The following is a 15,516-nucleotide window of genomic DNA, read 5'->3' as shown; positions in this document are numbered from 1 at the left end:
CCCGAAATCTTCGCGATTTTGGGAGTTCATACGGTGCTTTCCAGAAGAAAGATAAACGTTACGCTCAACTTCCTTTCTATCTGGCACCATCTACGTAGGTAGTATTAAGTTCTTTTCAGAACGCCTACGGTCTTGGATGGAGACTAAAGTCACTAGGATTTCAGCCTCAACCACAAATTTTGATAGGCGCAAAATTATACAAGAATTTCGCGCCTATGCAAGCAATTAAGCTTGAGTGTTTAGTGTAGATTGATCTACAGAAACACCAGCACCCATAGTAGTAGAGATGCTTACTTTCTTCAGGAAAGTACCTTTCGCTGAAGATGGCTTCGCTTTCTTAAGCGCAACTAGTAGAGCTTCTAGGTTCTCTTGTAGTTGGTTAGCTTCGAAAGACACTTTACCGATAGTAGTGTGTACGATGCCGTTCTTGTCGTTACGGTAACGAACCTGACCAGCTTTAGCGTTCTTAACTGCTTCAGCAACGTTAGGAGTTACAGTACCAACTTTCGGGTTTGGCATAAGACCGCGAGGACCTAGGATAGTACCTAGTTGACCAACAACACGCATTGCATCTGGAGAAGCAACAACTACGTCGAAGTTCATTTCGCCTTTCTTAACTTGCTCAGCAAGATCTTCCATACCTACGATGTCTGCGCCAGCTTCTTTAGCTGCTTCAGCGTTTGCACCTTGAGTGAACACTGCAACGCGGATTTCGCGGCCAGTACCGTGAGGTAGTACAGTTGCACCACGTACGTTCTGGTCAGATTTACGAGCATCGATGCCTAGGTTAACAGCAACGTCTACAGACTCAACGAATTTAGCCGTTGCTAGTTCTTTAAGAAGAGCTACAGCTTCGTTGATTTCGTATTCTTTAGTTACGTCAACTTTTTCGCGGATTACGCGCATACGCTTAGTAAGTTTTGCCATGATCTTAACCCTCTACCACTAGGCCCATTGAACGAGCAGTACCCGCGATAGAACGCTTCATCGCTTCGATGTCAGCACCAGTCATATCAGCAGCTTTAGTTTCTGCGATTTCTTGGATTTGAGCGTCAGTTACTGTACCCACTTTTTCAGTGTTAGGACGACCTGAACCAGACTTAACGCCAGCAGCTTTCTTAAGAAGAACAGCAGCAGGTGGAGTCTTAGTTACGAACGTGAAAGAACGGTCGTTGTATACAGTGATTACTACTGGAGTCGGTAGACCTTTCTCAATAGATTCTGTTTTTGCGTTGAACGCTTTACAGAATTCCATGATGTTCACACCGTGTTGACCTAGAGCAGGACCAACCGGTGGACTTGGGTTTGCCATACCAGCTGCAACTTGCAGTTTGATATAAGCTTCAACTTTCTTAGCCATGATATTTCCTAATTTTGGGTTCAAGCGCTATCCGAATGGGAGAGCTCCCCGTGTTTTGAAAAAACTTTCTACAGTCGTTACTGCAAAAAGGCGCGAAATTATAAGCATAATTCGCGCCTTTAACAACCCTAAAATGGTGTTTTTTTATACTCTCGTTTTTATTGGCCTAAGCTTTTAAAAAATGAGTATTAATCAAGTTTATCAACTTGACCGAATTCAAGCTCAACTGGTGTTGCACGACCAAAGATCGATACAGACACTTTCAGGCGGCTCTTCTCATAATCCACTTCTTCAACAGTACCGTTGAAGTCAGCAAACGGACCTTCGTTAACACGTACCACTTCGCCCGCTTCGAACATCGTTCTTGGACGTGGAGCTTCGCTAGCTTTCTCTAGACGATTCAGAATAGCATCAGCTTCTTTATCTGTGATAGGTGCTGGACGGTCAGAGGTTCCACCAATGAAGCCCATTACTCGTGGCACACTGCGTACAAGGTGCCATGATTCGTCGTTCATGATCATTTGAACAAGAACGTAGCCTGGGAAGAACTTACGCTCGCTCTTGCGGCGTTGGCCAGAGCGCATTTCCACAACTTCTTCAGTCGGTACTAGCACTTCACCAAAGTACTCTTCCATTGCGTGCATTTTGATATGTTCGCGAAGAGACTGAGCCACACGTCCTTCAAAACCAGAAAAGGCTTGAACAACGTACCAGCGTTTTTTCGGAGCTTCACTCATGAATTAACACCCTCTATAACCCGGTTATGAACGCAACAAGACGGACCATAATGCCGTCGATACCCCATAACGCAAGCGCCATTACAATACTTACTGCAAGGACAATCAGCGTAGTCTGCATTGTTTCTTGGCGTGTAGGCCAAACCACTTTGCGAACTTCTACGCGTGCTTCACGTGCGAACGTGATAGCTGCCTTACCTTTTGTTGTTGTAGCTGCAACACCAAGTGCCGCGGCAATCAATACAACTACACCTGCAGCGCGAAGAACTACAGATAGCTCTCCGTACAGGTAATTACCCACAACAGCGGCGGCTAGCAGCGCAAAAGCGACGATCCACTTAATTACATCTGCTGCATTTGAGCTATCAGGAGTTTCAGCGTTTGCTTTCATAAAACCAACCTGTGACAAGTCTTAACTAGACGACAACAACCCCGCTGCTGCAGGGCTTATTCCTTTAATGTTGATAAAATTTGAGTCAAACCAACATATTATGCAAAGGCTCAGGTAGAAATCGCTTTCCAACTCAACCCTTATAAATCCTTTATTCATTCACTCTTTGAGCAGTCATTGAGTGAATTATGCGCCCCTATAAATAGTAGCGCAGAAAAAGGGCATCAAATGATGCCCTTTTTAGCATTGCTTAGTCAAATCTTATTCAAAGATTTTCCCAGAGCTTGCGACAATTCTAAGAATTAGTCGAAGATCTTAGCAACAACACCAGCACCTACTGTACGGCCACCTTCACGGATAGCGAAACGTAGGCCTTCATCCATAGCGATTGGAGCGATTAGCTCAACTTTCATTTGGATGTTGTCGCCAGGCATTACCATTTCTACGCCGTCTGGTAGAGAGATATCACCAGTTACGTCAGTTGTACGGAAGTAGAACTGTGGACGGTAGCCTTTGAAGAACGGAGTATGACGGCCGCCTTCGTCTTTAGAAAGTACGTATACTTCAGACTCGAACTTAGTGTGTGGGTTGATTGAGCCAGGAGCTGCAAGAACTTGACCACGTTCAACTTCGTCACGCTTAGTACCACGTAGAAGTGCACCAACGTTCTCACCAGCACGACCTTCGTCAAGAAGCTTACGGAACATCTCAACACCAGTACAAGTAGTCGTTGTAGTCTCTTTGATACCTACGATTTCTACTTCGTCACCTACGCGTAGGATACCGCGCTCGATACGACCAGTTACAACAGTACCACGACCTTGGATCGAGAATACGTCTTCGATTGGTAGTAGGAACGGTTGGTCTACTGCACGCTCTGGCTCTGGGATGTAAGAGTCTAGTGCTTCAGCAAGCTCAACGATTTTGTCTTCCCACTGCTTCTCGCCGTTTAGAGCGCCTAGTGCAGAACCTTGGATAACTGGTAGGTCATCACCTGGGAATTCGTACTCAGATAGAAGTTCACGAACTTCCATTTCAACTAGCTCTAGAAGCTCTTCATCGTCAACCATGTCACATTTGTTCATGAATACGATGATGTATGGGATACCAACCTGACGGCCTAGTAGGATGTGCTCACGAGTCTGAGGCATTGGGCCGTCAGTTGCAGCAACTACAAGGATACCACCGTCCATCTGTGCAGCACCAGTGATCATGTTCTTAACATAATCCGCGTGTCCTGGACAGTCTACGTGTGCGTAGTGACGAGTTGGAGTGTCGTACTCAACGTGAGAAGTTGCGATTGTGATACCGCGCTCACGCTCTTCTGGAGCGTTATCGATAGATGCGAAGTCTTTCGCTTCACCGCCGTACACTTTTGCAAGAGTAGTACAGATTGCAGCTGTTAGAGTTGTTTTACCGTGGTCAACGTGGCCGATAGTACCAACGTTTACGTGCGGTTTCGTACGTTCAAATTTTTCTTTAGACATGAGTTGTCCCTCTAGGTACGGATTTAGGTGGCTTTGAAGACCACGCAACCAAAAAATCTTGGTAATAAAGCTTCTTTCAACCAATAAACATAGTTTAGGCGAAAGAAAGTATCAAAAGGAAAATTGCTTTGAGAGCTGGTGCTGATAGGCAGACTCGAACTGCCGACCTCATCCTTACCAAGGATGCGCTCTACCACCTGAGCTATATCAGCACTCTAAATGAGTTGGAGCGGGCAGCGGGAATCGAACCCGCATCATCAGCTTGGAAGGCTGAGGTAATAGCCATTATACGATGCCCGCAACACGTAACTCTGAGAGCTATTCCCTAAAGAATATGGTGGGGGGGGACGGATTCGAACCATCGAAGGCAGTGCCGGCAGATTTACAGTCTGCTCCCTTTGGCCACTCGGGAACCCCCCCAAATTTTACTTACCATTTTCGTCATCATTGCCCTAGGCAAAGTGAAAATGGTGCCGACTACCGGAATCGAACTGGTGACCTACTGATTACAAGTCAGTTGCTCTACCTACTGAGCTAAGTCGGCATAAGTGGAGCGCATTCTATTGAATGAATCTTGTGGATGCAACCGTTAAATTAAAAAAAAATCCGATTTTCACCACATTCTTTTTGTTTGACGACTTTTTGTACACATTTCGGGGAATTAGCGTGACCTGGTTGCATGAATTATTTGATTTATCGCTTGCTTCAGGTATGTTCAGCACTCAGTCACTTTAATCCATGGTTAGGTTACCTATGAGTCCCTTTATGTCATTCAGTCGAGAGCAATGGTCAGCGCTTCGTAACGCCGTACCGATGACACTCACAGAAGAAGACCTAAAAGAGCTTCAGGGCATCAATGAAAAGCTAACCATGCAAGAAGCCACTGATGTTTACCTGCCGCTCTCTCGACTGCTTAACCTCTATGTCGCAGCAAGGCAGCGTCGTAACTCGGTACTCGGTGAGTTCCTTGGGAACAGTGAGCACACCCCACCCTTTGTTATTGGTATCGCTGGTAGTGTCGCCGTTGGCAAAAGCACCACTGCGCGTCTACTGAAAGCGTTATTAAGCCGCTGGGATAACCACCCGAAAGTGGAACTCATCACCACTGACGGTTTTCTGTATCCCAACAAAACGCTATTGGAAAAAGGGCTAATGGGTAAAAAAGGCTTTCCTGAGTCCTACGACATGCGCCGCTTGGTGCAGTTTGTCTCGGACGTTAAGGCATGTAAACGCAACGTCCAAGCCCCCGTCTACTCACACATTACTTACGATATTACCGAAGAGCAGAAAATCGTTGATCTACCGGATGTGCTGATCATTGAAGGGTTAAACGTATTGCAAAGTGGTATGGACTATCCGCACGACCCACATCGTGTGTTTATTTCTGACTTCTTGGATTTTTCTCTGTATGTGGATGCCGACAGTGAGCAAATTGAGCAGTGGTATGTAAACCGCTTTATGAAATTCCGTGAGGGTGCGTTCACTAAGCCAGGCTCTTACTTTAGCCACTACACTCAGCTCACCGAAGCCGAAGCGACCTCTAAGGCGAAGTCTATTTGGGCATCGATTAATGGCTTGAACCTAGAAGAGAACATCTTGCCGACGAAAGAGCGCGCGCAGTTGATTCTGCAAAAAGGTGCGGATCACAGCGTTGAGACGGTGTACTTAAGAAAATAGTCGCGAATTGGCATCGACTGTTGTTAGCCGATGCCTCAATAATCTCAGATCAGGCTTTTCTTAGCGATATTTCACCACCGACGTATGCCTCGACACCACGCTCGGTTTCTAACAGCACAGCACCTGTTGCATCAATACCTTTGACGATACCTTTAACTTCTCGAGCGCCCATAATCAGCTTCACCTCTCTTTCGAGGAAGTTATCATGCTGATTCCAACGCTCAACAAAGCCGTGCAGGCCACGCAGTTCGTAGTCTTCCAGTGCGGCGTGCCACGCCTTGATAAACGCCACCACTAACTCGTTACGGCTAAACGGTTTATCTGCAACCTCACTAAGAGAGGTCCATGGTTGGTCGATACCGGTCACCTGCTCACTCATGTTCAGGTTCATACCCATACCAATCACTAGATTCGCCGCCCCACCCGCTTGACCGGACATTTCAACGAGAATGCCTGCAAGCTTCTTATCTTGGTAGTAGAGATCGTTCGGCCACTTAAGTTTAACGCCATTGATTCCCAAGCTTTGCAGCGCTTCGACAATCGCCACGCCAACGACAAGGCTTAGGCCCATTGCCGCTGCCATTCCGGCTTCTAAACGCCAATACATCGAAAGGTAGAGATTGCTACCAAACGGTGAGACCCACTGTCTACCTCGGCGACCACGCCCTTTGGCTTGGTACTCGGAAATACACACACAACCCGAATCGAGTAAATCCTGTTTGTCGAGCAAGTATTGATTGGTCGAGTCGATAATTGGGATCAGCTCAAATGGCGTCGTCAGCGCATCACCAATGGCTTGCTCCGATAATAGCTCCATAGGTTGAGCCAATTGGTAGCCCTTGCCTTGCACGCGAAAGATATCCACCCCCCACTGTTGGATGCCTTTGATGTGTTTGCTGACCGCAGCACGCGAGATCCCAAGCTGTTCACCGAGCGCCTCTCCCGAGTGAAAGCCGCCTTTGGATAGCTGATTTAGGATTGCTAGCTTCATTTGATGTTCTTTCATAGCAAATCCTTCAAATAAACTTCATGTTGCGCGCCCATAAAGCGAACCTCATGTTCAAGCTCTACGCCAAACTTGTCTAAGACACTTTGACGAACAAATGCCGCAAGTTCGACGATGTCCTGCGCAGTCGCTCCGCTATGATTGACCAATACAAGCGCTTGGTTGGGATGAACCATGGCGCCGCCAATTTGGTGCCCTTTGAGACCACACTGATCAATCAGCCATCCCGCAGCAAGCTTCATACCTTTATCAGCTGGATACGCCACCAAAGCCTCAAACTGCGCTTTGAGCGCATCATATTGTTCGCGGCTGATGATCGGATTTTTGAAAAAGCTACCGGCATTACCCGTCACTTTGGGGTCGGGAAGCTTCTCCTGACGCACCTTAACGACAATATCAAACACGGCTTTAGGTGTTGCTGTGGTTGGCTCTAGCGATTGCAGCGGACCGTAGCTCAGATTTGGCTGCCACTTCTTATCAAGCGCTAATCCGATCGCAGTAACAATGGCTTTATCTTTCAGCTGATGTTTGAAAATCGAATCGCGATAGCCGAATAGACACGCCTCACGCGTCAGCCTTTTCACCTCAAAGGTTTCTAAGCAGAGGTAGTCGACATAGCTGCAAACATCTTTAAGCTCAATCCCATACGCGCCAATGTTTTGGATGGGTGCGCTGCCTGAGCAGCCAGGGATCAGGGCGAGATTTTCGATGCCCGCGTAGTTATGCTCGACACACCATTCGACCAAACTCGGCCAATCTTCCCCACCTGAGACATGCAGATGATATTGCCCGTCGGTCTCACTGACATCGATACCGCGTAAGCGATTGATAATGACTACACCTTCAAACGGTGTGGTAAACAGCATATTGCTGCCCTTTCCGAGCATAAGCTTTGGCAGAGCTAGCCACTCTTGGCGTTGATAAACCGCAATAAGGTCCTCTACTGAGTGGACCTCAATCAAGACGTGACATTGTTGGTCGATACCAAAGGTATGGTACGGGCGAAGCTGGGCATTGTTTTGAATTTGCATGGGCGTCGATTGATGGCTTACACTGCCGCTATTCTATCCTTTTGAAATCCGTATTGGCTATGGATACGTTAAATTTCGGTGTGCTTGACCCAATAAAGCTGCCAATCGCAAAGAAACTCTACAAATCGCACTACCCAGCGGGTAAACCAAAAAGTGACGAACGCATTCTTACTTTAAGTCGCAATCAATCGCTCAGTGCACTGGTGCGCTTTCGAACGATTGAGCATTACCGACTGATGACTGGCATGCTGGTTCTACCGGAACAACGTGGCGCTGGTCTTGGTCACCAGTTGATGACGTATTTAGAGCAAGGTGAACTCAAAGACGGAGACTACTGCTTCGCTTTGTCGCACCTTGAACGCTTTTACTCACAACATGGCTTTGAAACCATAGACGAGGATTCATTACCAAATCCGCTTAAGCAACTGTTTTCTCGCTACATTGGCGGTGGAAAATCGCTGTTAGCAATGCGTTACATTGATCCCCGTTAAACTTATCAACGGTTTACTACCCATTTGGGGCAAGAGTTTGGTAAAATTCTAGGTTCGCAATTTTGCAATGACCAAAGGTACAGTCTCTACATGATGGCTTTTAGGAACTCTTTTGAACAGCTTCCCTCTATCGCACAGGATCCGAGCAAGCTCGATGTTTTGCTCTCCGCCAGCGACTATCGCGAATATTTAATTCAAGCGATACGCGAAGCAAAGTCAAGAATCTACCTAGTCGCACTGTATTTAGAAGATGATGAGGCAGGTCGTCAGATTTTGACTGAGCTTTATCAGGCGAAACAGAACAACCCTGCCCTAGATATCGCAATCTGTGTTGATTGGCATCGCGCTCAGCGTGGCCTTATTGGCGCTAAGCAATCCGATGGCAATGCAGTGATGTACCGTGAGTTTCGCGAGAAATACGAACATGCCGTCCCTGTATACGGTATTCCTGTACGTGGTCGAGAGGTGTTTGGCGTTTTGCACCTAAAAGGGTTTATCGTCGATGACAAGGTGATTTATAGCGGCGCTAGCCTTAATAACATCTACTTGAACTACCAAGACCGTTACCGTTTTGACCGCTATCACGTTCTTGAGAATCAAAAGCTTGCCGACAGTATGGCGAACTTTGTGGCTTCAGAGATGATCGCTAACCCTGCGGTTAATGATCTATCGCTACCACAGAAGCCGACCACCAAAGAAATCAAGGCCGAGATCCGACAGCTACGCGGCTCGCTATCCCAAGCTCGTTATGAATTCGATGCTGAGCCAGCTAATGAACATCAGGTGTCCGTCACGCCGATCGTGGGCATTGGTAAGCGACGCAACAAGCTAAACCAGAGCATCAATCAGCTTCTGGCAAGCGCCAAAGACGAGATTTTTATTTGCACGCCTTACTTTAACTTCCCTAAGTCGGTTGCTAAAGAGATCAAGCGCGCGCTAAAGCGCGGGGTAAAAGTGCGTATTGTCGTTGGTGACAAGACGGCTAACGATTTCTACATTTCACCAGAAGAAGACTTTAAGACCATTGGTGGCCTGCCTTATCTGTATGAAATGAATCTGCGCCGTTTTGCCAAAGCCAACGAAGCGCACATCGCAAGCCGTAATCTGTGCATTCGTCTTTGGAAGCACGATGACAACAGCTTCCACTTGAAAGGTATTTGGGTCGATAAGCGTTATATGCTGATCACAGGAAACAACCTGAACCCACGCGCTTGGAGCCTAGATCTCGAGAACGCGATTCTGATTCAGGATCACTACTCGCACCTTGTTGATAAGTTTGATGCTGAGATTGAGAATATTCTTGAGCATACTCAGTTGATTTGTACTTATAAGCAGCTTGAGAAGGTTGAGAACTATCCGGTGCCAGTGCAGAAGTTGATTAAGAAGATTACCCGAGTAAGGGCTGATCGGGTTTTGAAGCAGTTGCTTTAAAATTCAAAACAACGTCATTCTCGTGAAAACGAGAATCTTTTGAAGCGCGTGCTTTAGGTTCTTAAGATGCTTTAGATGAGTTACTTGTGGCAGCAGATCCTCACTTGCGTGAGGATGACGGTATCAGTTAGAAGCGTAGCAACTATCGACAGACTTCAAACACAAAAAAACCAGCCTCTCGGCTGGTTTTTTCACATCTCATCTAAATCAATTAAGACTTAGCTTCGCGGCTTGCACGCTTACGGTCGCTTTCCGATAGGAACTTCTTACGGATGCGGATGCTTTCAGGTGTTACTTCTACTAGCTCGTCATCGTCGATGAACTCAAGCGCTTGCTCTAGAGTCATGATGATTGGCGGAGTAAGAACCTGTGCGTCATCTGTACCAGATGCACGAACGTTAGTTAGCTGCTTACCTTTAAGCGGGTTAACCGTTAGGTCGTTGTCGCGGCTGTGGATACCGATAACCATGCCTTCGTAAACCTCAACACCGTGACCGATGAACATACGGCCGCGCTCTTGTAGGTTAAACAGTGCGTTAGTTAGCGCTTTACCAGCACCGTTCGAGATAAGTACACCGTTTACACGCTGACCGATCTCACCGCCCTTGAATGGACCGTAGTGATCGAACGTGTGGTATAGAAGACCAGAACCAGACGTTAGTGTCATGAATTCAGTTTGGAAACCGATTAGACCACGAGATGGCATCATGAAGTCCATACGGATACGGCCTTTACCATCTGGAGCCATGTCAGTTAGCTCACCCTTACGAAGACCGATAGCTTCCATGATGCTACCTTGGTGCTCTTCAACTACGTCGATAGTTACTGTTTCGTATGGCTCTTGCTTCTGACCATCTTCTTCTTTGATGATAACTTCAGGACGAGAAACCGCTAGCTCGAAGCCTTCACGACGCATGTTCTCGATAAGGATAGATAGGTGTAGCTCACCACGACCTGATACACGGAACTTGTCTGGATCGTCAAGTTGCTCAACGCGCAGTGCAACGTTGTGTACCAATTCTTTCTCTAGACGCTCAAGGATGTTACGTGAAGTCACGAACTTACCTTCTTTGCCTGCGAATGGAGAGGTGTTTACTTGGAACGTCATGGTTACTGTTGGCTCATCAACAGACAGTGCTGGTAGCGCTTCAACTTCACCCTGAGCACAGATAGTGTCAGAGATTTTTAGCTCGCCAAGACCCGTGATAGCGATGATGTCGCCCGCCGTTGCTTGTTGAACTTCGTGACGCTCAAGACCTAGGTAACCAAGGATAGTACCTACTTTACCGTTGCGAGTCTTACCGTCAGCGCCGATAACCGTTACTTGTTGGTTAGGCTTAACCGTACCGCGAGTTACACGGCCTACACCGATAACACCTACGTATGAGCTGTAGTCTAGCTGAGAGATCTGCATCTGTAGTGCACCCTCTGGGTCAACTGCTGGCGCTTCTACGTTGTCAACGATAGCTTGGAATAGTGCTTCCATGTTCTCGCCTTCTTCGCCTTCTTCAAGCGTAGCCCAGCCGTTTAGTGCCGATGCGTAAACCACTTGGAAGTCTAGCTGCTCGTCAGAAGCACCTAGGTTGTCGAATAGGTCGAATACTTGATCCATAACCCAATCAGGACGAGCACCTGGACGGTCAATCTTGTTGATTACAACGATTGGCTTAAGACCGTGCGCGAATGCTTTTTGCGTTACGAAACGCGTTTGTGGCATTGGACCGTCTACTGCGTCAACGATAAGTAGTACTGAGTCTACCATCGACATAATACGCTCTACTTCACCACCGAAGTCCGCGTGTCCCGGAGTATCTACGATGTTGATGTGGTAGTCGTTCCAGTTGATCGCGGTATTCTTAGCAAGAATGGTAATACCACGCTCTTTTTCAATATCGTTCGAGTCCATAACTCGCTCTTCAGTTTCACCGCGAGACTCAAGAGTACCGGATTGCTGAAGCAGCTTGTCAACAAGGGTAGTTTTACCGTGGTCAACGTGCGCGATAATCGCAATGTTTCTTAACTTATCAATCTGTGGAGTTGACATAGATTTCTTTCACTCAGTCAAGAGTCGCCGCACGATAGCCGCTGACTCGATTAAAAAAACGCCCGCAATATACCAGAAATATCGAGAGTTGTGATCTTCTTCGTTGAAATCTTGCTTAAACATAGTCGGTTTACACTGCTTTTGCTGCATATAGAGAGGGAAAACCTGGGTTTCACCAAAACTGCGCAACATGAAACGTCATGAAAAGGTATCGGTTGACAGGCGCGCCAAAACCATGCTGAATGTATGGGCTATTTGATTCAACTTGGTGCAAGAATTTAACATTGCACACTTATGGTGCAATCAATGATCATTTTGGTGCAAACGTTTGCTCCAATTTGGAACTAAGTTTTTCATGGCATTGAAAAATAAAGGATTTATTTTTTGGCACGGTTTTAGCTTTACTAGAATCAGCATCGATTAACGCACTTCAATAAGCAGACGTTAATCAATGCCGATTAACACTAATCGAGCACTTAACCGCTTTAATAACACTGGAGGTTTTCCAAGATGTCAGTAGAAAATGTTCTATCGCTGATCCAAGAGAACGAAGTTAAATTCGTAGATCTACGCTTTACAGACACTAAGGGTAAAGAACAACACGTTTCTATCCCTGCACACCAAGTAGACGCAGACTTCTTTGAAGAAGGTAAAATGTTTGACGGTTCTTCTGTTGCTGGCTGGAAAGGCATCAACGAGTCAGACATGGTGATGATGCCAGACGCATCTAGCGCTGTTCTTGACCCATTCACTGAAGATGCAACTCTGAACATTCGTTGTGACATCCTTGAGCCTGCAACTATGCAAGGCTACGACCGTGACCCACGTTCAATCGCTAAGCGCGCTGAAGACTACATGCGCTCAACAGGTATCGCAGACACAGTTCTAATCGGTCCTGAGCCAGAGTTCTTCCTATTCGACGACGTTAAGTTTGCAACAGACATGTCTGGTTCTTTCTTCAAGATCGACGACGTAGAAGCAGCTTGGAACACAGGTTCTGACTTCGAAGGCGGTAACAAAGGTCACCGTCCAGGCGTTAAAGGTGGTTACTTCCCAGTAGCTCCAGTTGACTCTTCTCAAGACATCCGCTCTGCAATGTGTCTAGTTCTAGAAGAAATGGGTCAAGTCGTTGAAGCTCACCACCACGAAGTAGCAACTGCGGGTCAGAACGAAATCGCGACTCGTTTCAACACGCTAACAGCTAAAGCGGATGAAATCCAAGTTTACAAGTACGTGGTTCACAACGTTGCTCACGCATTTGGTAAGACAGCGACATTCATGCCTAAACCACTTGTTGGTGACAACGGTTCTGGTATGCACGTTCACCAATCTCTGGCGAAAGACGGTGTTAACCTATTCGCTGGCGACAAGTACGGCGGCCTTTCTGAAACAGCACTTTACTACATCGGTGGTGTTATCAAGCACGCTCGCGCAATCAACGCATTCGCGAACGCATCAACTAACTCGTACAAGCGTCTAGTCCCAGGCTTCGAAGCGCCAGTTATGCTAGCTTACTCAGCTCGTAACCGTTCTGCTTCTATCCGTATCCCAGTGGTACCAAGCCCGAAAGCACGTCGTATCGAGCTACGTTTCGGTGATCCATCAGCGAACCCATACCTATGCTTTGCTGCAATGCTTATGGCTGGTCTTGACGGTATCAAGAACAAGATCCACCCAGGCGAAGCAATGGATAAAGACCTTTACGATCTACCAGCTGAAGAAGCGGCAGAGATCCCAACAGTGGCTTACTCACTAAAAGAAGCGCTAGAGTGCCTAGACGCTGACCGTGAGTTCCTAACTGCTGGCGGTGTATTCTCTGATGACTTTATCGATTCTTACATCGACCTTAAGTCTCAAGACGTAGAGAAAGTAAACATGACAACTCACCCACTTGAGTTCGAACTATACTACTCTGTTTAATAAACACTGTGTTTAGTAGATAGACCTGTATACATTACATGTTTTCATAATTATTAGGCTCGCCTCGCAGGCGAGCCTTTTTCGTATTCAGCCCTTTGTAGACTGGGGCTAGCATGGACTTTATCGTTCTATTTGATTGAAGGTTCAAGCATGAATTCCGCCTGGCTCTGTTCCCCCATTCTTTTTCGCTCTCGGCTTTTAAGTTTCAGTATATTGGGACTCAGTCTTTTTAGTGCCAACTCGTATACAAGCGAAGTCTATGTCTGGAAAGATACACAGGGTAATCTTCACTTTAGTGACTTTCCTGAGCACAAAGACGCCAAACGCATTGAACTCCCTGACGCCCCTCCTCCACCTCAAGTATTGAACGAGAGCGATGTCGATTGGACCTTTAGCTCCCTTACGGACAAAGAGGACAAAAGCAGCAGTGCTCTTCCTTTGAGCGTGAGCGTCCGCTCTCCAAAGCATGACGCGACCATTCGCAGCAACGCCGGCGTTATCGATGTTATTGCAGAACTCACACCCAATCTCAGAACGGATCAGCAGCTTCAATTACTGCTCGATGGCTCGCCAGTTATGCCTCCGCAATCGAATCCTAAGTGGCGACTCAATAACATCGATCGCGGTACACACACGTTAACACTTCAGGTTCTACAAAGCGGCAAGGTAATTGCATCATCAGATACAATTACTGTGCATCTTCATCGTGCATCGGTGCAATAGAGAGCCTATCTACCCTGACGCTTTTACTCTAACCCAAATTGCGCCATACTTAGCTCATTGGATGCACCAAATTAGTGCATTGAGTTTTCGATGCTCGTGCAATGCACCATTTTTGAACAGAGTAAGGATAGCGTGTGGCGAATTGTGAATTGACGGATGCAATACTCAATAATGTGGTAACAGCCACGTTGATGCTAAATGAAGGGCTAACGGTTCAGTATGCCAACCCCTCAGCGGAGCAATTGTTTTCTCAAAGCTCAAAGCGCCTGGTTGGCTGCCATTTGTCTCAGATTATCCAACATGCCTCACTTGATTTAGCACTGCTGACACAGCCACTGCAAAGCGGCCAGAGCATTACCGATAGCGACGTCACCTTTGTCGTTGACGGAAAACCCTTGTTGCTCGAGGTGACCGTAAGTCCGCTTTCTTGGAATAAAGAGCTGATGTTGCTGATTGAAATGCGCAAGATCGGCCAGCAAAAAAGGCTGACTCAAGAGCTTAACCAACACGCTCAACAGCAGGCGGCTAAGCTTCTGGTTCGCGGGTTAGCGCATGAGATAAAAAATCCACTAGGCGGACTTCGCGGCGCAGCACAACTGCTATCCAAGATGCTCCCTGACCCGTCACTCAATGAATACACCAATATCATTATTGAACAAGCTGATAGGCTTAGGGCACTGGTTGATCGTCTACTTGGACCCCAAAAGCCGGGTACTAAAAAACAAGAAAACCTGCACCTAATACTGGAAAAGGTTCGCCAACTGGTGGAGCTAGACGCTGGCACCGGCATAGCAATCGAGCGCGACTATGATCCGAGTCTCCCTCCAATACTGATGGATACAGACCAAATCGAGCAGGCATTGCTTAATATCACCAGCAATGCTGCACAGATCTTGTCCAAGCAAGAAAATGGCATGATCACGCTGCGTACCCGCACCGTTCATCAAGCCAACATTCACGGACAGCGTCATAAACTCGCCGCTCGCATAGAAATTATCGACAATGGACCAGGCATTCCTGCCGAGCTTCAAGACACACTGTTTTACCCTATGGTCAGTGGTCGCGAAGGCGGTACCGGACTTGGTTTGTCCATTTCGCAAAACTTGATCGACCAACACAATGGAAAAATAGACGTAGAAAGTTGGCCCGGTCGTACCATTTTTACTATTTATCTGCCCATTTAAACGCCCTAAGAGGTTGTTGGATGAGCTTGCTGTA

At 47.0% G+C, this 15,516-nt stretch carries 14 protein-coding genes and 4 tRNA genes; 6 read left to right on the top strand and 12 right to left on the bottom strand.

The genetic code is table 11. The annotated features are described in order from the left end of the window. Positions 1-225: 225 nt before the first annotated feature. The 9 genes from rplA to LY387_RS00585 all read right to left on the bottom strand — a co-directional run bounded on the left by rplA (position 226) and on the right by LY387_RS00585 (position 4,519). Positions 226-927, bottom strand: a complete 702-nt coding sequence (gene rplA, locus LY387_RS00625) for a 50S ribosomal protein L1 (RefSeq protein ID WP_042503215.1) — start codon at positions 925-927, stop codon at positions 226-228. Between the two features lie 4 nt (positions 928-931). Next, positions 932-1,360 (bottom strand): 50S ribosomal protein L11, encoded by a 429-nt coding sequence (gene rplK, locus LY387_RS00620; protein WP_008078231.1) that lies wholly within the window; start codon positions 1,358-1,360, stop codon positions 932-934. Between the two features lie 188 nt (positions 1,361-1,548). Further along, the gene (gene nusG, locus LY387_RS00615; protein WP_042478970.1) at positions 1,549-2,097 is read right to left on the bottom strand and encodes a transcription termination/antitermination protein NusG; all 549 of its coding nucleotides are present in this window, start codon (positions 2,095-2,097) and stop codon (positions 1,549-1,551) included. A gap of 13 nt (positions 2,098-2,110) precedes the next feature. Beyond that, positions 2,111-2,488, bottom strand: a complete 378-nt coding sequence (gene secE / locus LY387_RS00610; RefSeq protein WP_042478967.1) for a preprotein translocase subunit SecE — start codon at positions 2,486-2,488, stop codon at positions 2,111-2,113. Positions 2,489-2,790: 302 nt separating this feature from the next. Then, positions 2,791-3,975: an elongation factor Tu gene (gene tuf / locus LY387_RS00605; RefSeq protein WP_234494646.1), complete on the bottom strand. Its 1,185-nt coding sequence runs from the start codon at positions 3,973-3,975 to the stop codon at positions 2,791-2,793. Positions 3,976-4,111: 136 nt separating this feature from the next. After that, positions 4,112-4,187, bottom strand: a tRNA-Thr gene (locus LY387_RS00600). Between the two features lie 13 nt (positions 4,188-4,200). Continuing rightward, positions 4,201-4,275: transfer RNA gene (locus LY387_RS00595), tRNA-Gly, on the bottom strand. Positions 4,276-4,310: 35 nt separating this feature from the next. Further along, positions 4,311-4,395: transfer RNA gene (locus tag LY387_RS00590), tRNA-Tyr, on the bottom strand. A 48-nt stretch (positions 4,396-4,443) separates the two neighbouring features. Further along, positions 4,444-4,519 (bottom strand) — tRNA-Thr (locus LY387_RS00585). A gap of 209 nt (positions 4,520-4,728) precedes the next feature. Here LY387_RS00585 and coaA point away from each other — a divergent pair. Next, entirely contained in the window at positions 4,729-5,652 is a 924-nt protein-coding gene (coaA, locus tag LY387_RS00580; RefSeq protein ID WP_234494968.1) for a type I pantothenate kinase, read from the top strand. A gap of 49 nt (positions 5,653-5,701) precedes the next feature. Here the strand turns inward: coaA and birA are convergent, their stop codons facing one another. Then, on the bottom strand, positions 5,702-6,658 hold the full coding sequence (birA, locus tag LY387_RS00575) for a bifunctional biotin--[acetyl-CoA-carboxylase] ligase/biotin operon repressor BirA (protein WP_234494967.1): 957 nt from the start codon (positions 6,656-6,658) through the stop codon (positions 5,702-5,704). Then, positions 6,655-7,689 (bottom strand): UDP-N-acetylmuramate dehydrogenase, encoded by a 1,035-nt coding sequence (gene murB / locus LY387_RS00570; RefSeq protein WP_234494966.1) that lies wholly within the window; start codon positions 7,687-7,689, stop codon positions 6,655-6,657. The genes birA and murB overlap by 4 nt, the downstream gene beginning before the upstream one ends. A gap of 59 nt (positions 7,690-7,748) precedes the next feature. Between murB and LY387_RS00565 the strand changes: the two genes are divergently transcribed. Both LY387_RS00565 and pssA read left to right on the top strand, forming a co-directional pair. Beyond that, positions 7,749-8,180 (top strand): GNAT family N-acetyltransferase, encoded by a 432-nt coding sequence (locus LY387_RS00565; RefSeq protein WP_234494965.1) that lies wholly within the window; start codon positions 7,749-7,751, stop codon positions 8,178-8,180. Positions 8,181-8,270: 90 nt separating this feature from the next. Beyond that, positions 8,271-9,611: a CDP-diacylglycerol--serine O-phosphatidyltransferase gene (gene pssA / locus LY387_RS00560; protein ID WP_234494964.1), complete on the top strand. Its 1,341-nt coding sequence runs from the start codon at positions 8,271-8,273 to the stop codon at positions 9,609-9,611. Between the two features lie 211 nt (positions 9,612-9,822). Here the strand turns inward: pssA and typA are convergent, their stop codons facing one another. After that, complete coding sequence (gene typA / locus LY387_RS00555; protein ID WP_042478807.1) at positions 9,823-11,655, bottom strand: translational GTPase TypA; 1,833 nt, start codon at positions 11,653-11,655, stop codon at positions 9,823-9,825. Between the two features lie 510 nt (positions 11,656-12,165). On the opposite strand from typA, the gene glnA reads away from it, so the two are divergent. From glnA to glnL, 3 genes are all read left to right on the top strand, one after another. Further along, the gene (gene glnA, locus LY387_RS00550) at positions 12,166-13,575 is read left to right on the top strand and encodes a glutamate--ammonia ligase (protein WP_234494963.1); all 1,410 of its coding nucleotides are present in this window, start codon (positions 12,166-12,168) and stop codon (positions 13,573-13,575) included. Positions 13,576-13,788: 213 nt separating this feature from the next. Continuing rightward, a complete protein-coding gene (locus tag LY387_RS00545) occupies positions 13,789-14,298 on the top strand; it encodes a DUF4124 domain-containing protein (protein WP_234494962.1) in 510 nt (169 codons plus the stop codon). Between the two features lie 191 nt (positions 14,299-14,489). After that, a complete protein-coding gene (gene glnL / locus LY387_RS00540; RefSeq protein ID WP_234496026.1) occupies positions 14,490-15,482 on the top strand; it encodes a nitrogen regulation protein NR(II) in 993 nt (330 codons plus the stop codon). The last annotated feature ends 34 nt before the right edge of the window (positions 15,483-15,516 follow it).

Origin of the sequence: Vibrio maritimus (assembly GCF_021441885.1) — a bacterium.
Classification (GTDB): Bacteria; Pseudomonadota; Gammaproteobacteria; order Enterobacterales; family Vibrionaceae; genus Vibrio; species Vibrio maritimus_B.
This window is presented reverse-complemented; position numbering and strand designations above follow the sequence as displayed.